The sequence below is a fragment of the Pseudomonas sp. genome (assembly GCF_017744435.1).
In the GTDB taxonomy this organism is placed as follows: Bacteria; Pseudomonadota; Gammaproteobacteria; order Pseudomonadales; family Pseudomonadaceae; genus Aquipseudomonas.
Genome location: NZ_JAGIBG010000035.1, coordinates 1 through 22,623, shown reverse-complemented (window position 1 = coordinate 22,623; position 22,623 = coordinate 1). Strand labels below are relative to the sequence as shown.

The window sequence follows — 22,623 nt, the reverse complement described above, 5'->3', positions numbered from 1 at the left end:
GAAAACTCGGCTGCAGTCGGTTGAAAAGCGGCACTTACAAACTGATACATATGTAAAGACAAGGCTTTACAAATACCCGAGCAGCAGTAAATAACAAGCATTACCATTCGCGCCTGTTTTTCATTTACCCCTGCCCGGATGTTCCGATGCCCGTCCCCAATCGCCTGCCCTTCCTCGGCCTTGGCCTGTCACTGTTGATCAGCCCCAGCCTGGCCAGCGCCACCAGCACCACACTTCCCGAACTCTCGGTGACTGCCGAGAGCGAGCGCGAAAAAGACAACCCACGGGTCAAGGAGGTCAGCACCGCGACCCGCACGTCGACGCCGGTGCGCTATGTGCCGCAAGCCATCGACACGGTGAAGACTTCCAACGTCATGGACTACGGCAGCAATACGCTGGGCAAGGCGCTGGAGGGCATTCCCAACGTCAGCAGCGGTGCCGATACGCGCTTCGACAGCATCCGTATTCGTGGTTTCGAGGCCAGTAACGACTTCTATCTGGACGGCATCCGCGACGACAGCCAGTACATTCGCGACCTGCATAACATCGAGCGGGTCGAAGTCCTCAAGGGGCCAGCAGCCGTGCTTTATGGCCGTGGCAGCCAGGGCGGCATCGTCAACCGGGTGAGCAAGGCTCCCGAGCAGGGTCGTCGCTCGTCGATCGAAGCCCAGGGTGGCAGTGAAGACCTGCGCAGCCTGTATGCCGACCTCAGTGCCGACCCCAGCGACACCATCAGCCTGCGCCTGAACATGGGCAACCAGGACAACAACAGTTTCCGCGATGGCATCGACGGCAGCCGGCAACTGTTCGCGCCATCGATGAGCTGGCAGCTTTCACCCGACCTCAACTGGCTGGTGCAGTACGAGTACAGCCGCTACAACCGCACGCCTGACCGTGGCATTCCCGGTGTCGACGGGCGCCCGGCAGATGTCGGCCGCAGCACCACCTATGCCGACACCCAGCGCGACTACATCGACGACCGGGCGCAATCGCTGCGCTCTCGGCTGAACTACCAACTCAACGAAACCTGGCAATTGCGCCACAGCCTTGGCCTGTTCAAGCTCGACAGCGAGTTCGACAACACCTACCTGACCGGCTACAACGCCCGCAACCAGACGGTCACCCGCCAGCGCTGGCAACAAGACCTGAGCACCCGCAATCTGTTCAACAACCTGGAAGCCGAAGGTGATTTCGCCACCCTTGGCCTTGAGCACAAACTGTTGATCGGGCTGGAGTTCGGCAATCAGCGCCGCGACCCGACGCTGTACACCGCGGCGCCGGTCTCGGCCGGGGGCAGCCCGGTCCCCAGCCTGAATGTCTACAACCCCGACCGCAGCCTGCAGCACAATGGCCGCATGGTGGTGTCGAGCGACAACCACACCGTGGTCGACAGCCGCGGCCTCTACCTGCAGGACCAGATCCGCCTGAATGACCAATGGCAATTGCTGGCCGGGGTGCGTTTCGACCAGTTCGAGGTAGAGACCACCAACAAGGTCCGCAACCTGTCCGAGAAACAGGACAGCAATACCACCAGTCCGCGCCTGGGCGTGGTCTACACCCCCTGGCGCGACCACTCCTTCTATGCGTCGTGGAGCAAGACATTCTCGCCCGTCGGCGGCGGCTTGATCGGCATTACCCCAGGCGCGCCGGGCAACACCAACGACACCAGCCCGGAGCTGACCCGGCAGAAAGAGATCGGCGTGAAGAGCGACTGGCTGGACGAACGCCTGAGCACCACCCTCGCCATTTACGAACTGGAACTCTACAACCGCCGCACCCGCGACCCGAACAACCCGGAGATCACCCTGCTCAGCGGCCTGCAACGCTCGCGCGGCATCGAACTGACGGCCACCGGCAATATCGTCGGCAACTGGTACGTGCGCGGCGGCATTGGCTTGCAGGATGCCACCATCGTCAAGGACAACAATGGCCAGGAAGGCAACCGCATCAACGATGTGGCCAAACGCAACGGCAGCCTGTTCGTGACCTGGAAACCAGAACTGGGCTGGTATGCCGAGACCGGGCTGACGCTGGTCGGCGAGCGCTACGCCGACAACCAGAACACCACGGTATTGCCAGGCTATGGCCGTTGGGATGCACTGGCAGGGTTCCGTACCCATGACTGGGATGTGCGGGCAGCGCTGAGCAACATCACCGACAAGACCTACTACAGCTCGGCGACCAGCGCCGCGCAGATCCAGGTCGGCGACCCGCGCAGCCTGGTGGTGACCGGTACCTACAGCTTCTGACTTTGGCGGCCTGTACCGGCCTCTTCGCGGCTAAAGCCGCTCCCACAGGGACACCACAAGCCTCGGGCCTTGCACAGCCCCTGTGGGAGCGGCTTTTGCCGCGAAGAGGCCGGTACAGGTTATCCCTAAACGAAAACGCCACCGCAATTGCGGTGGCGTTTTTCATGGGGCGGGCTCCTGCCCTGGTCAGTGCCAGACCCCCAGCAGCGCATCCAGCTCAGCGTCGCTGATCAGCCCTTGAGGATAGCGGCCGTCAAGCAGACGTCGTGGGTCGGTCGTCCTGACCCGCTTGCCTCCATGGTGTTTCAACCACTGCGCCACAACCCTGAGCGATTGGTGATTGACTGCCGATGGGCGCAAAGCCGTCTCACTTGCTGCGTTCATGTCTACACGTACTCCCTGGGCCCGTGAGCGGCTAATCTACGTCGTGATTGTTACAGAACGGTGTGCCCGGCCTGCCTGGGTAACTCCCTGAAAAACAATACAAAACGTATGCCATCCAGCCTTCCGGATATCGTCCGGGCAAAAAAAAGCCCGTCATCCGACGGGCTTCTTCGCGTGGCCTGTATCAGCGCTTGGCCGGTGCCGGCTGCTGCTGGGTCAGGCAGTGGATGTTGCCACCGCCGAGCAGCAGCTCACGGCCCGGGATCATCACCACCTCGTGGCCCGGGAAGACCTTGGCCAGAATCGCTCTGGCCTGGGCATCTGCCGGGTCATTGAAGCTCGGTGCAATGATGCCGCCGTTGACGATCAGGAAGTTCACGTACGAACCAGCCAGGCGCACCGACGGGTCGCGCTCCTGGCTACCGGCCACCTGATCGACGCCAGCGCATTCTTCTTCAGTGGCGAACAGCGGGCCAGGGATTGGCATCTTGTGCACCACGAACTCGCGGCCTTTGGCATCACGGGTGTTCTTCAGCACCTCGTAGGCGGCGTGGCAACGGGCGTAGTTGGGGTCGTTGGAATCATCGGTCCAGGCCAGTAACACTTCGCCTGGGCTGACGTAACAGCAGAAGTTGTCGACGTGACCGTCGGTTTCGTCGTTGTACAGGCCATCGGGCAACCAGACGATGGTTTCCACCGCCAGTTGCTCGCGCAGGATCTCTTCGATCTGCTCGCGGTTCAGGTGCGGGTTGCGGTTGCGGTTGAGCAGGCATTCTTCGGTGGTGATCAGGGTGCCTTCGCCATCGACATGGATCGAACCGCCTTCAAGCACGAAGCCTTCGGTGTGGTAGCGCTGGCAGCGCTCCATCTCCAGCACCTTGGCCGCCAGTTCCTCATCTCGGTTCCATGGCGCATACAGGCCACCGTCGAAACCGCCCCAGGCGTTGAAGCCCCAGTCCACGCCACGCACTTCACCGTGGTCGTTGATGACGAAGGTCGGGCCAGTATCGCGCACCCAGGCATCATCGTTGCTGATTTCCACCACACGAATGTTCGGCAGGTCGAGCTGGCGACGGGCGTTCTCGTACTGACCGGCGGAAACGGCCACCGTCACCGGCTCGAAGCGGGCGATTGCCTTGGCCAGGGTGACATGTGCTGCCTGGGCTGGTTTGCCGCCCAGGCGCCAGTTGTCCGAACGCTCCGGCCAGACCATCCAGACCTGGCTTTGCGGGGCCCATTCGGCGGGCATGTGGAAACCGTCGGCGCGGGGGGTGGAGTTTAGGGTCTTCATGGGTAACCTCTGCAAAGGCACTGGGCCGATGGTCGATGGATAGCAAGTGAATGTGACATTTCCGACGGTGCATCATGCCCGCCGCGATTGGCTAATTTATAACCGATACATATCGACTTTAGAAGCCTGATAAACGATTAAAAACCAACAAATAGTTATTTTTTACCGATATAGATCGACAAGCGGTCAGCCAGGATCTGTCGGGACTCAACGTTCGATATAATCGCTTGGCGCAGGCTGCATCAGCATGCCAAAAAGCCTCAAGATGAAACCTGTTTCATGTTTCTACTGAGGAAGCCGGGCTTGTGGCCGATAACCCGGTGCGAAGATGAAATCCACAGGTGGGCGCGTGCTGGCTCACCGCCAGCCGATCTAGGCTCAGTTTGCCAAGACGGCGGACATAGAGCGGACCTTTCAAGGTCGGACCTTCAGCACACTGACCGAAGAATTTCCATGAACATCATAGCGACCGAGATACCTGACGTAGTCATCATCGAACCGAAGGTCTTCGGCGACAGCCGTGGCTTCTTCTTCGAAAGCTTCAATGCCCGCGAATTCAAGAAACAGACCGGGTTCGACGGCCACTTTGTCCAGGACAACCATTCGCGCTCCCAGCGCGGCGTGCTGCGCGGCCTGCATTACCAGATCGACAACCCGCAGGGGAAACTGGTGCGCGTGGTGCAAGGCGAAGTGCTGGACGTGGCCGTGGACATCCGCCGCAGCTCGCCGTACTTCGGCCGCTGGGTGGCCCGGCACCTTACTGCCACTGACCACTTGCAGTTCTGGATTCCGCCGGGGTTCGCCCATGGCTTCCTGGTGCTGAGCGAAACGGCCGACTTCCTGTACAAGACCACCGACTACTACAACCCCGCCGCCGAGCGCTCGATCCGCTGGGACGACCCTGACCTGGCCATCGACTGGGGCGTGGAGAACCCGACCCTGTCAGCCAAGGACCAGGCGGCCGTGCTGTTGAAAGACGCGGACCTGTTCCCATGAAGATTCTCGTCTGTGGCCACCATGGCCAGGTCGCTCAGGCACTGCAGGCGCAGTTGAACGGGCTCGGCGAAGTGCATCTGCTTGGCCGTGACCAACTGAACATGGCCAGCCCCGAGGCGCTGCGCGAGCCACTGCGGCGCCTGGCCCCGCAGCTGATCATCAACGCCGCCGCCCACACCGCGGTGGACCAGGCCGAAAGCGAGCCCGACCTGGCCTTCGCGATCAACGCTGAAGGCCCGCGGGTACTGGCCGAAGAGGCGGTGCGCCTGGGTGCGCCGCTGATCCACTACTCCACCGACTATGTCTTCGATGGCGAAAAGGCCCTGCCCTATACCGAGTTCGACCGCCCCAACCCGCTGGGTGTCTACGGCCGCAGCAAACTGGCCGGGGAACAAGCCATCGCTGCGGTGGATGGCGAGCACCTGATTCTACGTACCAGCTGGGTTTACTCGCTGTACGGGCGCAATTTCCTGCTGACCATGCAACGCCTGCTGCAGGAAAAACCGCAGCTGCGCGTGGTCGACGACCAGATCGGCGCCCCCACCTGGGCCACGACCATCGCCGCCGCCACCCGGGAACTGATCGAGCGCTGGCAAGCCGGGCAGCGCGGCGCCTGGGGTACCTATCACCTGACCGCCCAGGGCGAAACCTCCTGGTTCGGCTTTGCCCAGGCCATCGGCGAACAACTCAAGGCGCGCGGCCTGCCTTGCGCCGAGCTGCTGCCGATCCCGTCCAGCGAGTACCCGACCCCGGCGCGTCGCCCGGCCAACTCACGCCTGGACTGCTCGCGCCTGGCCCGTGAGTGGGACGTACACCTGCCGCACTGGCAGCAAGCGCTGATCGACTGCCTCAAGTAGCGCATAATTGCGCCAGACCCATCTGGCGCACTTACGCGATGATTGCAAAACCCACGTCCCCTCGCCGTCCCCGCTGGCGCAGCCTGGCCCTGCTGGCCCTGTGCCTGGCGCCACTGCTGTGGCCACTGCACCATCTGGCCGAACGCTACTACCAGGACGAACTGGCTTCGCAGAACCGCCAGACCCTCGACCTGTACGTCGCCAACCTGCTCGGCACCCTGCACCGCTACGAAACCCTGCCGCAGATCCTCGGCGACCTGCCGGCGCTGCGCGGCGTGCTGGCCGACCCGTTCCGCCTCGAGGCAGTCACCAACGCCAACCGCCTGCTCAAGGACATCGTCCAGCAGACCGGCGCCGAGGTGATGTACCTGATGGACGTCAGCGGCAATACCCTGGCTGCCTCCAACTGGGACAAGCAGGACAGCTTCGTCGGCCGCAACTTCTCTTTCCGCCCGTATTTCATCGAAGCCATGGCCGGCCGCCTGGGTCGCTTCTTCGGCCAGGGCACCACCTCGGCCAAACGTGGCTACTTCTTCGCTGCCGCCGTGCGCGACCGCGAGCGCATCGTGGGCGTGCTGGTGGTCAAGGTCGACCTGGACCACACCGAAACCCTCTGGGGCCGTACCCCTGAGCAACTGCTGCTGACCGACCACAACGGCGTGGTGATCCTCACCTCGCGCCCTGACTGGCGCTTTCGCGCCACCCGTGAACTGACCGACGCCGAGCGCCAGGCGATCGTCGCCATCCAGCCCTACCCGACCCAGGCCCCGCAACCGCTGATGCTGAACCAGGACGCCTGGCTCACCCAGACCCGCGACATCAAGGAAACCGGCTGGCAGGTGAGCATCCTCGCCCCGCGCCTGTTGGTCGATCGCTCGGTGCAGACGGTAATGGCCATCGGCGCCGGCGCGCTGCTGGTGCTGATGCTGTTCGCCGGCCTGGTGATGCAGCGGCGCCGCCATTACATCGACCGCATCGACTTTGAGGCCCGTGGCCGCCAGGAGCTTGAAAAGCGCGTGGCCGAGCGGACCGCCGCCCTCGAAGGCCTCAACACCCGGCTGAAAAGCGCCGTGCTGGAACGCGAGAACGCCCAGCAAGAACTGGTACGCGCCCAGGACGAACTGGTCCAGGCCGGCAAGCTGTCGGTGCTCGGCACCATGTCGGCGAGCATCAGCCACGAGCTCAACCAACCCCTGGCGGCGATCCGCAGCTACGCCGAGAACGCCGAAGTCCTGCTCGACCATCAGCGCACCGAGGACGCCCGCGGCAACCTCAAGCTGATTGGCGAACTGACCGGGCGCATGGCGTCGATCATCGCTCACCTGCGCGCTTTCGCCCGTCGCGACCGCCACGCTCCGGAAAGCGTGGCCCTGCAACCGGCACTGGATGATGCCCTGGCCCTGCTGGCCAAGCGCCGTCGGGCGATGGCCGTGGAGCTGATCCGCGACCTGCCCGAAGCCACTCTGTGGGTGCAGGCTGGCGAAACCCGCCTGCGCCAGGTGCTCGGCAATCTGCTGGCCAACGCCCTCGACGCCCTGACGGAAAAGGCCAACCCGCGGCGCCTGTGGCTGAGTGCCGAAAAGCACGATGACTACGTCTACCTGTACATTCGCGACAATGGCCCGGGCTTCAGCCGCCAGGCCCTGGAGCACGCCAAGGAGCCATTCTTCACCACCAAGACCCGCACCCAGGGCCTGGGCCTGGGCCTGGCCATCTGCGAAAGCCTGATGCGCACGCTGGGCGGTGAACTGCTGCTGGCCAACCACCCTGAAGGTGGCGCCCTGCTCACTCTGCAACTGCGCGTGGCCGCACCCGGCGCTACCTTGCCCACTTCGGAGGACTCCTCGGCATGACGACCGAGCCTTACATCGACAGCCAGGCCCAGGTGATCCTGGTCGACGACGACCCACACCTGCGCCAGGCCCTGAGCCAGACCCTCGACCTGGCTGGGCTCAAGGTCGTTGCCCTGGCTGACGCCCAAGGCCTGGCCGAGCGCATCGAACCCGACTGGCCGGGCGTGGTGGTCAGCGATATCCGCATGCCTGGCATCGACGGCCTGCAGCTGCTGGAGCAGTTGCACGGCCGCGACAGCGAACTGCCGGTGCTGCTGATTACCGGCCACGGCGATGTGCCGCTGGCAGTGCAGGCCATGCGCGCGGGCGCCTACGACTTCCTGGAAAAGCCCTTCGCCAGCGACGCCCTGCTCGACAGCGTGCGCCGCGCCCTGGCCCTGCGCCGCCTGGTGCTGGACAACCGCAGCCTGCGCCTGGCCCTGAGCGACCGTCAGCAACTGGCCACCCGGCTGGTCGGCCACTCACCGTCGATGCAGCGCCTGCGTGAGCAGATCGGCGCCCTGGCAGGCACCCGTGCCGATGTCCTGATCCTCGGTGAGACCGGCGCGGGCAAAGAGGTGGTCGCTCGTGCCCTGCACGACCTGTCCAGCCGCCGCGAGGGTCCGTTCGTGGCCATCAACGCCGGTGCGCTGGCCGAGTCGGTGGTCGAAAGCGAGCTGTTCGGCCACGAGCCGGGCGCCTTCACCGGTGCGCAGAAGCGCCGCATCGGCAAGTTCGAGTTCGCCAACGGCGGCACGCTGTTCCTCGACGAGATCGAGAGCATGAGCCTGGACGTGCAGGTGAAGCTGCTGCGACTGTTGCAGGAGCGGGTGGTCGAACGGCTCGGAGGCAACCAACTCATCCCGCTGGATATCCGCATCATCGCGGCCACCAAGGAAGACCTGCGCACCTCGGCCGACCAGGGCCGCTTCCGCGCCGACCTCTACTACCGCCTGAACGTGGCGCCGCTGCGCATCCCGCCTTTGCGCGAACGCGGTGACGACATCCTGGTGCTGTTCCAGCACTTCGCCGATGCTGCCAGCCAGCGCCATGGCCTGCCCCCTCACAGCCTGCAACCGGCCCAGCGGGCCATGCTGCTGCGCCACGACTGGCCAGGCAACGTGCGCGAACTGCAGAACGCTGCCGAACGTTTTGCCTTGGGCCTGGAACTGGCCCTCGATGGCCAGGCACCGCCTGCTGCGGCCAGCGCGACGCCGATACTGCTGGGCAATCTCAGCGAACAGGTCGAACAGTTCGAGCGCTCGCTGATCGCCGCCGAACTGGCGCAGCCCCACAGCTCCATGCGCAGCCTCGCCGAAGCCCTCGGCATCCCGCGCAAGACCCTGCACGACAAGCTGCGCAAGCACGGCCTGCATTTTGAAGGCGGTAGCAGCGGCAGCGATGACCACGAGGAAAACCGCCCATGAGTTCCGATAGCCAATACCTGCAGTCCGTGCTGCACGGCGACATTCCGCTAACCCGTGAGATGGGCCTGGAGGTCATCGATTGGCAAGCCAAGACCCTGCGCCTGCAACTGCCGCTGGCTGCCAACGTCAACCACAAGAGCACCATGTTCGGCGGCAGCCTGTACTGCGCCGCGGTGCTGGTGGGATGGGGCTGGCTGCACCTGCGCCTGCGCGAACTGGGCATCGATGACGGGCATATCGTCATCCAGGAAGGCCAGATCAGCTACCCGCTGCCGGTGACCGGCGCGGCGGTGGCGCGCTGCGCGGCGCCGGACGAAAAGACCTGGGAGCGGTTCCTGACGATGTACCAGCGCCGTGGCCGGGCCCGGCTGACACTGGCGACCACGGTCAGCAATGCCGGCAGCGATGAGCCCGCTGTCACCTTCAGCGGGCAGTACGTCCTGCACCGCTGACAAGGCTGGCACGATCCTTCTGTAGGAGCGGCCTTGTGTCGCGAAAGGGCCGCAAAGCGGCCCCGGCGATCCATGCGGCGTGGCTGAAATCCTAGGGCCGCTACGCGCCCCTTTCGCGACACAAGGCCGCTCCTACAAAAGTGCGCGCTAGCGCTTGAGTCAGATCAGGCTCAGGAAGGCCTGGCGCCAGGCAGCCTTGGCAGGCAACGCCAGGAAGAATGGGTTAAGCAGCGACTCACGCGCCGGATAGCGGAAAGGCTGGCCATCCACCTCGATCACCTCACCACCGGCACCTTCCAGCACACCCTGTGCCGCCGCAGTGTCCCACTGTGAAGTCGGCGCCAGGCGTGGGTAGCAGTCGGCGCTGCCTTCGGCCAACAGGCAGAATTTCAGCGAGCTGCCGATATTGGCCAGCTCCAGCTCACCCACGGCAGCACTCAGGCCTGCCAGCAGTGCCTCCTGCTGCGGGCTGGAATGACGACGGCTGGCCACCACGGTGAAACGGCCACCGGCAGGCGGCGCATTGCGCACCTGAACAGGCAGGGCCTCGGCAGCCCCTTCAGAGCGCCAGGCGCCGAAGCCGCGGCCACCGAAATAGCAGCGCCCGTTGGTCGGCATCGACACCACGCCAAACACCACCTCGCCGTTCTCGACCAGCGCGATGTTGACGGTGAATTCCTCACTGCCGGCGATGAACTCCTTGGTGCCGTCGAGCGGGTCGACCAGCCACCAGCGGCTCCAGCCCTGGCGCTCGGCCAGCGGGATATTGCAGTCCTCTTCGGAGAGCACCGGGATCTGCGGCGCCAGCGCCAGCAAGCCATCGGCAATGACCCGATGCGCCGCCAGGTCAGCGGCCGTCACCGGTGAATCGTCGGCCTTGTTCATCACCGCCACTTCGGCTCGCCAGAACGGCAGGATGGCCTCGCCGGCCAACTGGGCGAGCTTGACCACTTCGTGCATCAGTTGCAGGTCGTTCATGCTTCGAGCAGCCCCCGCTGGATCAACAGGTCACGGGCCAGGTACAGCGCCGCCAATGCTCGCCCCTCGGTGAACTGCGGGTGCATGGCCAGGGCCGAAAGCTCGCGCAGGTTGACCTTGTCGACCCGCATCGGCTCCGGCTCGTCTCCCTCCAGGCGCTCCTCGTAGAGGTCGCTGGCCAGCACCACCTGGATCTTCTGGCTCATGTAGCCAGGCGACAGCGACAGCTCGGTCAGGTGCTCCAGCTGGCGAGCACCAAAGCCGGCTTCTTCCTTGAGCTCGCGGTCGGCGGCGGCGAGCACGTCCTCACCCGGCTCGATCAGGCCTTTGGGCAACGACAGCTCGTATTCGTCGGTGCCGCCGCAATATTCCTCCACCAGCACCGCGTGCTCGGCGTCGAGCATCGCCACGATCATCACCGCGCCGTAGCCGTTGCCACGGCCGACCAGGCGCTCATAAGTGCGCTCGTTGCCATTGCTGAAGCGCAGCTGCACGGCCTCGACCCGGAACAGGCGGCTGCTGGCGACGATCTCGCGACTGAGTACGGTGGGTTTCTGGCGCATGGGGCGGCTCCTTGGCGTGAACGGGTTACTATACCGTGGCTAGCCGACTGATCGAGAGTTTCCCATGCCTGTTCTTCCCTGGTCTGCCATCGATACCGTCCTGCTGGACATGGACGGCACCCTGCTCGACCTGCACTACGACAACCGCTTCTGGCTCGACCACCTGCCCCAGCGCTACGCCGAGCTGCATGGGGTCAGCCGGGCCATGGCGGAAATGGAGCTGCAGCCGCTGTTCGAGCGCAACGCCGGCACCCTCAACTGGTACTGCCTGGACTTCTGGAGCCGCGAGCTGAATCTGCCGATTCGCGAGCTCAAGCGCGAAATCGCCGACCTGATCGCCTTGCGGCCCGATGCCGACACCTTCCTCGCGGCCATTCGCAAGGCCGGCAAGCGCGTGGTGATGATCACCAATGCCCATCGCGACTCACTGTCACTGAAGCTGGAACGGGTGGAACTGGAGCCGTATTTCGAACGGCTGATCAGTTCGCACGATTACGGCTACCCGAAGGAAAACCCGCAATTCTGGGACGCCTTGAAAGCGGATATCGGCTTTGATCCGCAGCGCAGCCTGTTCATCGATGACACCCTGGCCATCCTGCGCAGTGCACGGCGCTTTGGCGTGGGGCATCTGCTGGCGGTGCGCCAGCCGGACAGCAAGGCGCAGCCGCGCGATACCGAGGAGTTTGCGGCGGTCGAGGACTACCGGGAATTATTGGTAGGCCTTTGAGGGCCCCTTCGCGGGTAAACCCGCTCCCACAGATATGGCGCCACATTTGAATGTGATGAAAAACCTGTGGGAGCGGGTTTACCCGCGAAAGGGCCGGGACAGCAGATAGGGATCATTCAGGAATGCGCAGCACCTGCCCTGGGTAGATCTTGTCCGGGTGCTTGAGCATCGGCTTGTTGGCCTCGAAAATCTTGTTGTACTGACCGGCATTGCCATACACGACCACAGAGATGGCTGACAGCGTGTCACCCTTTTTCACGGTGACGAACCTTGCCGCCGCCACGACCGGCCCGGTCACGGTGATCTGATCATCGACGCTGGCCACCCCGGCGATGTTGCCGGCGGCGAGAATGATCTTCTCTCTCTCTTCCTGGCTGGCCACCTCGCCCTTGAGAATGACCTTGTCACCCTCTACAGTGGCCGAGATGTTCGGGTTGCCCAGGCCGACACTTTCCACGTGCTTCTTCAGCTGTTCCTCGGCATTGGCATTGCCGGGAGTCAGCAGGTCGATCAACTTCTCGCCGGCTTCCTTCACGAAACTGAACAGGCTCATGACGCGCTCCTTGTTGACGTAAACCTCGGAGCCAGGAGTCTAGGCCAGGATTGCCCTGCCCGCCCCACTGCGACCCATCGACGCGGTCTATCAAGGCATAGACCCTAGCGATTAGACGCGCCCGGCCCGCCGGCCTAGGCTGGTGCTATCAAATAGCCGCCGGTTATCTCGCCCGATGCAAAGCAAACCTCCGGTCTGCGCGGCCTCGACGCCTCTGGCCCTGCCCGCCGCCAGCAACACCTACGACTACGTCCAGCTCAGCGATGACGAACGCGCCTGCACGCCGCTGGCCGAAGAGGTCGCCCTGGCCATTGCCTACAACGGCCTGAACCAGGCAGTGATGCTGGTCAGCCCCACCGACCTGGAAGACTTCGCGGTCGGCTTCAGCGTTGGCAGCGGCATCGTCGAAGGCACTTCGGAAATCTATGACCTGAAACTCTCCGGCAGCGGCTCGGCGATGTACGCCGACCTGGAGATCTCCAGCCGTGCGTTCTGGAACCTGAAGAACCAGCGCCGCCAGCTGGCCGGCACCAGCGGATGCGGCCTGTGCGGGGTGGAAGCCCTGGAACAGGCGCTGCCGGAGCTGACCGCACTGCCTGGCGCACCGTTGCCACCGGCGCAATGGCTGGCGGGCCTGCGCGAGCGCATTGATGCGTTCACACCGCTGGGCCAACACTGCGGTGCCGTGCACGCTGCGCTGTTCATGAACGCCCAGGGCGAATTGCTGATGGGCCGCGAAGACATCGGCCGGCACAACGCCCTCGACAAGCTGATCGGCGCCCTGCTGCGCCAAGGCATCAGCACCGAGGGCGGCCTGGCCATCGTCACCAGCCGCTGCAGCCTGGAGCTGATCCAGAAGGTGCTGCGCGCTGGCATTCAGACCCTGGTCAGCCTCTCGGCGCCCACCGGCCTTGCCCTGCAATGGGCACGCAAGCACAACCTCAACCTCATTCATCTGCCCAAACACAGTGCACCGCGGGTCTACAGCCCAGCGGCGGAGTCGTAACAGCCGTGACCTCGTACCAGCAACTCCCGGACAACGCCCCAGCCTCCACTCCTCGCTACCAGCCCTACCACGGCCCCGCCGGTGGTTGGGGCGCGCTGCGCAGCGTGGCCAAGGCCTGGGTCGGCAGCGACAACGCGCTGAAGAACCTCCGCGCCCTGCTCAAGACCAACCAGAATGGCGGCTTCGACTGCCCCAGCTGCGCCTGGGGCGATTCGCCCGAGAGCGGCATGGTCAAGTTTTGCGAGAACGGTGCCAAGGCGGTCAACTGGGAGGCCACCAAGCGCCGCGTCGATGCGGCGTTCTTCGCGCGCTACAGCGTCAGCGCGCTGCTGCAGCAGAGTGACTACTGGCTCGAGTACCAGGGCCGCCTGACCGAACCGATGGTCTACGACCCACAGAGCGATCGCTACCAACCGATTGCCTGGGAGGCCGCCTACGCCCTGATCGCCCGTGAACTGAACAAACTGGCCACCCCCGACCAGGCCGAGTTCTACACCTCCGGCCGCGCCAGCAACGAAGCGGCCTACCTGTATCAGCTGTTCGTGCGCGCCTACGGCACCAACAACTTCCCCGACTGCTCGAACATGTGCCACGAGGCCAGTGGTGTGGCCCTGGGCCAGAGCGTCGGGGTCGGCAAGGGCACGGTCACCTATGACGACTTCGAGCATGCCGATGCGATCTTCGTCTGGGGCCAGAACCCGGGCACCAACCACCCACGCATGCTCGACCCCCTGCGCGACGCGGTGAAACGTGGCGCCCAGGTGGTCTGCGTCAACCCGCTCAAGGAGCGTGGCCTGGAACGCTTCCAGCACCCGCAGAACCCGCTGGAGATGCTGACCAACAGCGACCGCCCGACCAACACCGCGTTCTTTCGCCCGGCGCTGGGCGGCGACATGGCCTTGCTGCGCGGCATGGCCAAGTTCGTCGTGCAATGGGAGCGCGAAGCCCAGGCCAACGGCGAGCCGGCAGTCTTCGACCATGTGTTCATCGCCGAGCACGGTCATGGCGTGGAGGAGTACCTGGCTGCGGTGGACGCCACCTCCTGGGAGCACATCCAGGCGCAGTCCGGCCTGACCCTGGCCGACATCGAACTGGCTGCACGCATGTACTGCCGTGGCAAGCGGGTGATCATGTGCTGGGCGATGGGCATTACCCAGCATCGCCATTCGGTGCCGACCATCCAGGAAATCGTCAACCTGCAGATGCTGCGCGGCAACATTGGCGTGCCGGGCGCCGGCCTGTGCCCGGTGCGTGGCCACAGCAACGTGCAGGGCGATCGCACCATGGGCATCAACGAGCGCCCGCCGGTGGCCCTGCTCGATGCCATCGAAAAACGCTTCAACTTCCCGGTGCCGCGGCACAACGGCCACAACACCGTCGAGGCGATCCACGCCATGCTCGATGGCCGTTCGAAAGTGTTCATCGGCCTTGGCGGCAACTTCGCCCAGGCCACCCCGGACACCGAGCGTACCGCACAGGCCCTGCGCAATTGCGAACTCACCGTGCACATCAGCACCAAGCTCAACCGCAGCCACCTGATCCACGGCAAGCAAGCACTGATCCTGCCGTGCCTGGGCCGCACCGACATCGACCTGCAGGCCGATGGGCCGCAGGCAGTCACCGTTGAAGACTCGTTCAGCATGGTCCATGCCTCCAATGGCCAACTCAAGCCACTGTCGCCCCAGATGCGCTCGGAGCCTGCCGTGGTCGCCGGTATCGCGGCCGCCACCCTGGGCAAGCAGCCGGTGGACTGGCACTGGCTGGTGGCCGATTACGCACGCATCCGCGACCTGATCGGCGACACCATTGCCGGCTTTGCCGACTTCAACCAGCGCCTGGCCCACCCGGGCGGCTTCTACCTGGGCAACAGCGCCGGCAGCCGCCAGTGGAAGACCACCACGGGCCGCGCCAACTTCAAGGCCAACCTGCTGCCCGATACCTTGATCGACGAGCGTGTCCGCGCCAGCGGCCAATTGCCGGACCTGATCATGCAGTCGATGCGCTCCCACGATCAGTACAACACCACCATCTACGGCCTGGACGACCGCTACCGCGGTGTGCGCGGCCAGCGCGAGGTGCTGTTCGCCAACGAGGCCGACATCATCCGCCTGGGCTTCCAGCCTGGGCAGAAGGTCGACATCGTCTCGTTGTGGGGCGATGAACATGTGCGCCGTGTGCAGGGTTTCACATTGCTGGCCTTCGACATCCCTGCCGGTCAGGCAGCGGCGTACTACCCGGAAGTGAACCCGCTGATTCCGCTGGAAAGCATCGGCGACGGCAGCCATACACCGACGTCCAAGTTCGTGGCCATCAAGCTGGAACGTGCCCGGGACGACGGCCGAATCCTGTAAGCAGAACGCCTCGGCAAAAACGAAAAAAGCCCTGTTCCGCGAGGTTCAGGGCTTTGTCATAAATAGCTCAGACACGCGAAAAACGATAAAGTTTCACAGCAAATACAGTAACTTAGAGAATTGTGTACAACTCGTGTTACTCGTCGGATTTTCGTTGCCAGCCGCCCTCCGTAGCCTCAAATTCGCCCACGTCATCCCTATGAGGCTCTCTTGATGAAGAAGTACTCCTCGATTCTGTTGTTGTCTTTCAGCTTGCTCAGCGGCGTTGCCATGGCAGGCGGCAATACCGAGGCTGGCATTGGCGGCGCATTGGGTGGGGTACTCGGCTCCGTAGTGGGCAACTCCATCGGTGGTAGCACCGGCGGCGCCATTGGTGCCGGTCTGGGCGGTGCGGCCGGCGGCGCCCTGGGTGCCGACAAGCGCCAGCGTGGCGAGGCCGCCATCGGTGGCGCCCTGGGCGCTGCAGGCGGTAACGTGGTAGGTCGTTCGATGGGCGGTACCACCGGTAGCTACATCGGTGCGGCCGCAGGCGGTGGTGCTGGTGGTGCGCTGGGTAACTACATGGGCAACAAGGCCGATGAAGACGAGCGCCATGACGACCGTCGCTACCGTCGTGACTACGACGACCGTCGTTATCATGACCGTGGCCGCCACTATGGCCACCGCAAGCACCGTCACTGGCACGACTGATACCTGAGGCTCAGCCCACGGGTAAAAAGAGCCCTGCCCTCACCGGCAGGGCTTTTTCATGCCTGCGTATCCAGCTGCAGGCCAGCCAGGATCGCCTGTAACGCCTCGGGCAGCGGCACCGGCCTGCCGCTGGCGCGCTCGATGAACACCTGCACCACCGTCCCTGCCGCGCATGCATCGGTCTCCCCCGGACGGTAGAGCGCCAGGCGGTACTCCACGGTGCTGCCCGCCAGCCGTGTCACCCCTAGCCCCACCTCCAGCACATCCGGGAAGCCCGGCAAGGCGAAGAAGTCTGCCGCCGAACTCACCACGAAAGCCGCCAGCTCGCCATCGCGCAGGTCCAGCTCGGCCTGTTCGACGAGGAAGGCCTGGATGGCGGCCTCGAAGAAGCCGTGCACGGTGGCGCCGGCGATGTGGCCGTTGACGTCGTTGTCCTGGGGGCGGGTGAGGATTGGGTGGAAGTGGGAGAAAGCCGTGCGGCTGGGGGATTCGGTCATCTGGTAGGCCCGTGTCTTGGCAGTGGATGCAGACAGTGAAACAGAAATTCCAGTTTTTGACTTCCTGCCACCGTCAATGTGGGAGCGGCCTTGCGTCGCGAAAGGGCTGTGCAGCAGCCCCAGGGTTTCTGCATTTAGGCAGATATTGCTGGGGCCGCGATGCGGCCCTTTCGCGACGCAAGGCCGCTCCCACAATGACCGTGTCAGTTCTCAGAAAACAAAAAGCCGCCCCAGGGGGCGGCTTTTTCGTTACGGCCGGGGTCAGCTTACAGCTGAGGACCAGCAGCCTTGATGGCGTCGGAAACTTCGAACTTCTTGAAGTTTTCGATGAACAGCTTGGCCAGGCCTTGGGCGGCCTCGTCATAGGCAGCCTTGTCAGCCCAGGTAGCGCGCGGGTTGAGCAGCTCGGTTTCAACGCCCGGAACGGCCTTCGGCACGTCCAGGTTGATGATGTCCAGGTGCTCGGTTTCGGCGCCGACCAGAGCACCGCTCTGGATGGCAGCGATCACGCCACGGGTGGTCGGGATGCTGAAGCGCTTGCCAACGCCGTAGCCACCGCCGGTCCAGCCGGTGTTGACCAGGTAGACCTTGGAACCGAAAGCCTTGATGCGCTTGATCAGCAGCTCGGCGTAGACGCCAGCCGGGCGCGGGAAGAACGGTGCGCCGAAGCAGGTGGAGAAGGTCGACTTGATGCCGCCGCCCGAACCCATTTCGGTGGAACCGACCAGCGCGGTGTAGCCGGACAGGAAGTGGTAGGCCGCCTGCTCGTTGTTCAGGATCGAAACCGGCGGCAGAACGCCAGTCAGGTCGCAGGTCAGGAAGATGACCGCGTTCGGCTCACCGCCCAGGTTCTTCTCGGAGACCTTCGCAACGTGCTCCAGCGGGTAGGCGGCACGGCTGTTCTGGGTCAGGCTGACATCGGCGTAGTCGGCGTGCTTGTTGGCGTCGAGCACGACGTTCTCCAGCACGGCGCCATGCTTGATGGCTTTCCAGATGACCGGCTCGTTCTTCTCGGACAGGTCGATGCACTTGGCATAGCAGCCGCCTTCGATGTTGAAGACAACGCCTTCGCCCCAACCGTGCTCGTCGTCACCGATCAGGTAACGGCTCTCGTCGGCCGACAGGGTGGTCTTGCCGGTGCCGGACAGGCCGAAGAACAGGGTAACGTCGCCAGCTTCACCGATGTTGGCGGCGCAGTGCATCGGCAGTACGTCGGCAGCCGGCAGCAGGAAGTTCTGCACCGAGAACATGGCTTTCTTCATTTCGCCGGCGTAACGCATGCCAGCGATCAGCACCTTCTTCTGGGCGAAGTTGATGATCACGCAGCCGTCGGAGTTGGTGCCGTCGCGCTCTGGCACGCACTCGAAGTTGGCGACGTTCAGAACTTGCCACTCGTCGCGGCCAGCTGGGTTGTACTGCTGCGGGTTGATGAACAGGCAACGGCCGAACAGGTTCTGCCAGGCTGTCTGGGTGGTCATCTTCACCGGCAGGTAGTGCTCGGCAGCAGACCCTACGTGAACGTAGGAAACGAAGTGATCCTGAGCGTTGTTGAACGCCTCGACGCGGTCCCACAGGGCATCGAACTTGTCGGCCGGGAACTTGCGGTTGATCGGGCCCCAGCCAATCTGGTCCTGGGTGGAAGGTTCTTCGACGATGAAACGGTCAGCCGGCGAGCGGCCAGTACGGTGGCCAGTTTCGACTACCAGTGCGCCGGTATCGGCCAGCACGCCTTCACCGCGGGACAGCGCTTCTTTAACCAGCTCATCGACGCTCAGGTCGGTGTACACGGTGTTGTTGGCTTGCGTCATGAGATACCCCATCCGGCCCGAGGCCGAGTGCTCCAAACGTTTTGTAGTTGTCTCGAAAAAACTACTACAGCGAAAAAAGTGGCCGGATTATGCCAGAAACGCCCAAAAAAAGTAGGCCCCTCCTGTCAGAACTGCGCTTTTGCGCAATTCGACAGGAGATTCACCTGAAATTAAACGTTTCAGTGGCGAGTTTCTGACGCCGCTTCCGTGCCGCCACCGGCAAACAGTTGCGCAACATCGCTGGCATCGAAGAAATAGCGCTGGTTACAGAACTGGCAATCGATCTCCACCGTGCCACCGCACTCCTCGACCAGCGCCTTGGCATCGTGCTCACCCAGACTGACCAGCGCGTTGCCAGAACGTTCGCGCGAGCAGCTGCACTTGAAGCGCAGCGGCTGGATGTCGAACAGGCGAACCGCGTCTTCGTGGTACAGACGGTGCAGCAGGGTTTCGTTGTCTTCCGACCACTCTTCGGGCTTGAGCGTCTTGGCCAGGGCAATCACGTGCTGCCAGCTGTCTTCGCGTTCTTCATCGTCCGGCTGGCGATCGCGCGGCAGCTGTTGCAGCAGCAGGCCACGGGCCTTGCCACCTTCGGCGTTGAGCCAGAAGCGGGTGTTGAGCTGCTGCGACTGCACGAAGTAATTGGTGAAGCACTCTGACAGGTTGGCGCCGTCCAGGTCGACGGTGCCCTGGTAGCGCTGGCCTTTGACCGGGTCGATGGTCAGGGTCAGGTGGCCGCCGGGCATCAACTGCTCCAGGGTAGCGTCGGCCGGGATCTGCTCCGCTTCGTAGCGGGCCATGCCGCGGATGTCACGTTCGCCCGAGCACTCGACCATCAGCAGCGGGATTGGCCCTTCGGAACGCGCCTGCAGAATCAGCAGGCCGTCGAACTTCAGCGCGCCCACCAGCAAGGCGGTGGCAGCCATCAGTTCGCCAAGCAGTGCCTGCACTGGCTGCGGGTACTCATGACGCGCCAGCACCGCGGCGTAGCTGTCATCGAGAGACACCCACTCGCCGCGCACATCGCGCTCGTCGAAGATGAAACGTTGGGTGAAATCGGTATCAGGCAAATCGCTCATAGGTTTTGGCTATCTGAAAATGATGACAAAATGGTTACACGGGATATCGAACCACTGCGAGATCCCGTGGTAGAGCGCTCACGAGGCGCTCTGATTCCTGTTTGCAATAGAGGTATTCTATGGACAATCGACCACTGTTCCAAGCAAGGTGGTCCTGGGGGCCATTGGCAGCCTGTACGCTGCTTCCCATCGCTCTACTGTGTTTCTGGTTATGGCCTATTGGCCAGATCCTGTGCCTGACTTTCGACGAGTGGCTATTCCATAGCCTCAACACGCCTCTGGCCGACAACACGACCTGGCGCCATATCTGGGCCATCGGCAGCCTGCGCCCCTTCGACATCGTCGTCGGTCTGACCCTCCTGGCCATGCTGATCCGTGGCAACTGGGTGTTCAAGGCCAGCCATGTTCGCGAAGCCTTCTTTGGCTTTCTGGTCACGCTGCTCCTATTAGTGGTGATTCGCGCGCTGTTTTCCAAGTGGGTGGATGCAATGGGTTGGCAACATGACAGCCCATCGATGGTGTTCGACAACGTGGTGCACCTCAGCAGCTACTACCCGAACCTGGAAAAAGCCTGGGAGCTGAAGGACCGTTCCAGCAACAGTTTCCCTGGCGATCACGCCTCGGTGCTGCTGATCTGGGCCTTGTACATGAGCCTGTTCAGCCGCCGCCTGGTGCAGCACCTCGTGGTTTGGGGCCTGGCCTTCCTGTTCATGATGCCGCGGCTAGTGGCCGGGGCGCACTGGGGACAGGACGATTACATCGGCGGCCTGCTGATGGCGATACTGGCGTTGGGCTGGAGTTGCCACACGCCGTTGGCGGCCAAGGGCAGCGCCTTGCTGTTGCGCTGGACGGCACCTCTCTTTGCTATTGCCAAGAAGTTACCGTTGGTCGGGCGACTGGCGGTAATCCGCTAGATCGCTGGGGCTGCTTTGCAGCCCCGGCTATTCAAAGCTTCCGTGCAGCTGGTGAATCTGTCGCCGCTGCTTCTTGTTCGGCCGACCATCAGTGGTAACCCCCATCGCCCCCGCCTTGCGCATCTCGGCCGCCTGCTCGCGCCGGCGCATACTGTCTTCAGTCTCTTCATAAAGCGTCTGCGCTTCCGGCGCCCCACGCCGCACCACCGATAGCGCCTTGACCACAACCGTGCGCTCGTCGAACCCGGTACGCAGCACGAATTCATCACCCACCCGAGGTTCCTTGCCCGGCTTGCAGCGCTCGCCGCGGCAATGCACCTTGCCGCTCTCGATCGCCGCCTTGGCCAGCGCGCGGGTCTTGTAGAAGCGCGCCGCCCACAGCCATTTATCCAGGCGGACCTTGTCGTCGTCCTCGGCTTTTTGTGCCATCTCGTTTCCTCGAATTCTGTCTTTCATCGAACTGTACTACCGTAACTGACGGATGCAAAAAGTCCCCGCCGTGCTTACAGTTCACCACCTTATCCGCAGGGTGTGCTTCGTGAAGAAATTTGACCATCTGACAGTGATCGGCCTGCGCGAGTGGGTGGCCCTGCCCGACCTCGGCGTGGCGGGCCTGCGCGCCAAGATCGACACCGGCGCGAGCACCTCCAGCCTGCATGCCACCGACGTCGAGCCGTTCGAACGTGACGGCCAACCTTGGGTACGCTTCACCGCCCACCTCGGCTCGGTCGTACAACTGCGCCACCGTCGCTGTGAAGCGCCGCTGGTGACCATGAAGACCATCAAGAGCTCCAACGGCCAGGCACAGACCCGTTACGTGATCCGCACCACGCTGGCCTTGGGCGACGCAGTCTGGCAAGTCGAGTTCACCCTGGCCTGCCGCAAGAACATGCGCTATCGCCTGCTGCTGGGTTCCAAGGCGCTCATACACGGCCAGCTGGTGGTCAACCCCGGCCTGAAATACGTACAAGACAAACCGGCCTATCCGGCCACCCTCTCCCCTGTCACAGGTGCTGCATGAAGATCGCTGTGCTGTCGCGCAATCCGCGTCTGTATTCCACCCGCCGCCTGGTCGAAGCCGGTACCCAGCGGGGCCATGAAATGGTGGTGATCGACACCCTGCGGGCCTACATGAACATCGCCAGCCACAAGCCGCAGATCCACTATCGCGGCAAGCCGCTGGAAGGTTTCGATGCAGTGATCCCACGCATCGGCGCCTCGGTAACCTTCTACGGCTGCGCGGTGCTGCGCCAGTTCGAAATGATGGGTGTGTACCCGCTGAACGAATCAGTGGCCATCGCCCGTTCGCGTGACAAGCTGCGCTCGCTGCAATTGCTGTCGCGTCGCGGCATCGGCCTGCCGATTACCGGTTTCGCCCACTCGCCGGATGACATCCCCGACCTGATCCAGATGGTCAATGGCGCGCCGCTGGTGATCAAGGTGCTGGAAGGCACCCAAGGCATCGGCGTGGTGCTGTGCGAAACCACCAAGGCCGCCGAGTCGGTGATCGAGGCGTTCATGGGGCTGAAGCAGAACATCATGGTTCAGGAATACATCAAGGAGGCCGGCGGTGCGGATATCCGCTGCTTCGTGGTAGGCGACAAAGTGATCGCCTCGATGAAACGCCAGGCCAAACCAGGGGAGTTCCGCTCCAACCTGCACCGCGGTGGGGTGGCCAGCCTGATCAAGATCACCCCCGAAGAGCGCATGACGGCCATTCGCGCCGCCAAGGTGATGGGGCTGAGCGTGGCGGGTGTGGATATCCTGCGCTCCAACCACGGGCCATTGGTGATGGAAGTGAACTCGTCGCCGGGGCTGGAAGGGATCGAAACGACCACCGGCAAGAACGTGGCCGCGATGATCATCGAGCACCTGGAGAAGAATGGCGGGCCGAATCAGACCCGCACCAAAGGCAAAGGCTGATTCAAGCCTGCACCGGCCCCTTCGCGGCTAAAGCCGCTCCCACAGG

The 22,623-nt window shown here is 63.5% G+C and carries 22 protein-coding genes; 13 read left to right on the top strand and 9 right to left on the bottom strand.

Going from position 1 to position 22,623, the window contains the following annotated elements; all coding sequences use genetic code 11:
- Window positions 1-146: 146 nt before the first annotated feature.
- Window positions 147-2,249, top strand: coding sequence for a TonB-dependent siderophore receptor (locus tag J7573_RS20875; RefSeq protein WP_294339894.1), 2,103 nt, complete (start codon window positions 147-149; stop codon window positions 2,247-2,249).
- Between the two features lie 186 nt (window positions 2,250-2,435).
- On the opposite strand, the gene J7573_RS20870 is transcribed toward J7573_RS20875, so the two are convergent.
- The gene (locus J7573_RS20870) at window positions 2,436-2,633 is read right to left on the bottom strand and encodes a hypothetical protein (RefSeq protein WP_110637838.1); all 198 of its coding nucleotides are present in this window, start codon (window positions 2,631-2,633) and stop codon (window positions 2,436-2,438) included.
- Window positions 2,634-2,817: 184 nt separating this feature from the next.
- Window positions 2,818-3,924, bottom strand: coding sequence for an agmatine deiminase (gene aguA / locus J7573_RS20865; RefSeq protein WP_294339886.1), 1,107 nt, complete (start codon window positions 3,922-3,924; stop codon window positions 2,818-2,820).
- Between the two features lie 453 nt (window positions 3,925-4,377).
- Between aguA and rfbC the strand changes: the two genes are divergently transcribed.
- Genes rfbC through J7573_RS20840 form a run of 5 tightly spaced genes read left to right on the top strand, consistent with a single transcriptional unit; the run spans window position 4,378 to window position 9,488 of the window.
- Window positions 4,378-4,920 (top strand): dTDP-4-dehydrorhamnose 3,5-epimerase, encoded by a 543-nt coding sequence (gene rfbC, locus J7573_RS20860; RefSeq protein WP_294339885.1) that lies wholly within the window; start codon window positions 4,378-4,380, stop codon window positions 4,918-4,920.
- A complete protein-coding gene (gene rfbD, locus J7573_RS20855) occupies window positions 4,917-5,777 on the top strand; it encodes a dTDP-4-dehydrorhamnose reductase (protein ID WP_294339882.1) in 861 nt (286 codons plus the stop codon). Before rfbC ends, rfbD begins: the two co-directional genes overlap by 4 nt.
- 38 nt (window positions 5,778-5,815) lie before the next feature.
- Window positions 5,816-7,630: an ATP-binding protein gene (locus J7573_RS20850; protein ID WP_294339880.1), complete on the top strand. Its 1,815-nt coding sequence runs from the start codon at window positions 5,816-5,818 to the stop codon at window positions 7,628-7,630.
- Window positions 7,627-9,036, top strand: coding sequence for a sigma-54 dependent transcriptional regulator (locus tag J7573_RS20845; RefSeq protein WP_294339878.1), 1,410 nt, complete (start codon window positions 7,627-7,629; stop codon window positions 9,034-9,036). The genes J7573_RS20850 and J7573_RS20845 overlap by 4 nt, the downstream gene beginning before the upstream one ends.
- Window positions 9,033-9,488 (top strand): YiiD C-terminal domain-containing protein, encoded by a 456-nt coding sequence (locus J7573_RS20840; RefSeq protein ID WP_294339876.1) that lies wholly within the window; start codon window positions 9,033-9,035, stop codon window positions 9,486-9,488. Before J7573_RS20845 ends, J7573_RS20840 begins: the two co-directional genes overlap by 4 nt.
- Window positions 9,489-9,647: 159 nt before the next feature.
- Here the strand turns inward: J7573_RS20840 and cysQ are convergent, their stop codons facing one another.
- Together cysQ and nudE are read right to left on the bottom strand one after the other, a co-directional pair.
- Window positions 9,648-10,466 (bottom strand): 3'(2'),5'-bisphosphate nucleotidase CysQ, encoded by an 819-nt coding sequence (gene cysQ / locus J7573_RS20835; RefSeq protein WP_294339874.1) that lies wholly within the window; start codon window positions 10,464-10,466, stop codon window positions 9,648-9,650.
- On the bottom strand, window positions 10,463-11,029 hold the full coding sequence (gene nudE, locus J7573_RS20830) for an ADP compounds hydrolase NudE (protein WP_015268611.1): 567 nt from the start codon (window positions 11,027-11,029) through the stop codon (window positions 10,463-10,465). The genes cysQ and nudE overlap by 4 nt, the downstream gene beginning before the upstream one ends.
- Window positions 11,030-11,093: 64 nt before the next feature.
- On the opposite strand from nudE, the gene yrfG reads away from it, so the two are divergent.
- Window positions 11,094-11,756, top strand: coding sequence for a GMP/IMP nucleotidase (yrfG, locus tag J7573_RS20825; RefSeq protein WP_294339869.1), 663 nt, complete (start codon window positions 11,094-11,096; stop codon window positions 11,754-11,756).
- A 112-nt stretch (window positions 11,757-11,868) separates the two neighbouring features.
- Here the strand turns inward: yrfG and lysM are convergent, their stop codons facing one another.
- Window positions 11,869-12,309 (bottom strand): peptidoglycan-binding protein LysM, encoded by a 441-nt coding sequence (lysM, locus tag J7573_RS20820; RefSeq protein WP_294339867.1) that lies wholly within the window; start codon window positions 12,307-12,309, stop codon window positions 11,869-11,871.
- A gap of 175 nt (window positions 12,310-12,484) precedes the next feature.
- Between lysM and fdhD the strand changes: the two genes are divergently transcribed.
- The 3 genes from fdhD to J7573_RS20805 all read left to right on the top strand — a co-directional run bounded on the left by fdhD (window position 12,485) and on the right by J7573_RS20805 (window position 16,356).
- Window positions 12,485-13,315: a formate dehydrogenase accessory sulfurtransferase FdhD gene (fdhD, locus tag J7573_RS20815; protein ID WP_294339865.1), complete on the top strand. Its 831-nt coding sequence runs from the start codon at window positions 12,485-12,487 to the stop codon at window positions 13,313-13,315.
- 5 nt (window positions 13,316-13,320) lie between these two features.
- Window positions 13,321-15,666, top strand: a complete 2,346-nt coding sequence (locus J7573_RS20810) for an FdhF/YdeP family oxidoreductase (RefSeq protein ID WP_294339863.1) — start codon at window positions 13,321-13,323, stop codon at window positions 15,664-15,666.
- 213 nt (window positions 15,667-15,879) lie between these two features.
- The gene (locus J7573_RS20805) at window positions 15,880-16,356 is read left to right on the top strand and encodes a glycine zipper domain-containing protein (RefSeq protein ID WP_294339861.1); all 477 of its coding nucleotides are present in this window, start codon (window positions 15,880-15,882) and stop codon (window positions 16,354-16,356) included.
- Window positions 16,357-16,412: 56 nt separating this feature from the next.
- Here J7573_RS20805 and J7573_RS20800 read toward each other — a convergent pair whose 3' ends face one another.
- From J7573_RS20800 to hslO, 3 genes are all read right to left on the bottom strand, one after another.
- The gene (locus J7573_RS20800; RefSeq protein ID WP_294339859.1) at window positions 16,413-16,853 is read right to left on the bottom strand and encodes a thioesterase family protein; all 441 of its coding nucleotides are present in this window, start codon (window positions 16,851-16,853) and stop codon (window positions 16,413-16,415) included.
- Between the two features lie 266 nt (window positions 16,854-17,119).
- Entirely contained in the window at window positions 17,120-18,661 is a 1,542-nt protein-coding gene (locus J7573_RS20795) for a phosphoenolpyruvate carboxykinase (protein ID WP_294339857.1), read from the bottom strand.
- A 179-nt stretch (window positions 18,662-18,840) separates the two neighbouring features.
- Complete coding sequence (gene hslO / locus J7573_RS20790) at window positions 18,841-19,740, bottom strand: Hsp33 family molecular chaperone HslO (RefSeq protein ID WP_085678662.1); 900 nt, start codon at window positions 19,738-19,740, stop codon at window positions 18,841-18,843.
- Window positions 19,741-19,859: 119 nt separating this feature from the next.
- On the opposite strand from hslO, the gene J7573_RS20785 reads away from it, so the two are divergent.
- Window positions 19,860-20,654, top strand: a complete 795-nt coding sequence (locus tag J7573_RS20785) for a phosphatase PAP2 family protein (protein ID WP_294339813.1) — start codon at window positions 19,860-19,862, stop codon at window positions 20,652-20,654.
- A 27-nt stretch (window positions 20,655-20,681) separates the two neighbouring features.
- Here J7573_RS20785 and J7573_RS20780 read toward each other — a convergent pair whose 3' ends face one another.
- On the bottom strand, window positions 20,682-21,083 hold the full coding sequence (locus tag J7573_RS20780) for a S4 domain-containing protein (protein WP_294339812.1): 402 nt from the start codon (window positions 21,081-21,083) through the stop codon (window positions 20,682-20,684).
- Between the two features lie 109 nt (window positions 21,084-21,192).
- Between J7573_RS20780 and J7573_RS20775 the strand changes: the two genes are divergently transcribed.
- Both J7573_RS20775 and rimK read left to right on the top strand, forming a co-directional pair.
- Complete coding sequence (locus tag J7573_RS20775; protein ID WP_294339810.1) at window positions 21,193-21,675, top strand: ATP-dependent zinc protease; 483 nt, start codon at window positions 21,193-21,195, stop codon at window positions 21,673-21,675.
- Window positions 21,672-22,577: a 30S ribosomal protein S6--L-glutamate ligase gene (gene rimK / locus J7573_RS20770; protein WP_103448592.1), complete on the top strand. Its 906-nt coding sequence runs from the start codon at window positions 21,672-21,674 to the stop codon at window positions 22,575-22,577. Before J7573_RS20775 ends, rimK begins: the two co-directional genes overlap by 4 nt.
- Window positions 22,578-22,623 lie beyond the last annotated feature (46 nt).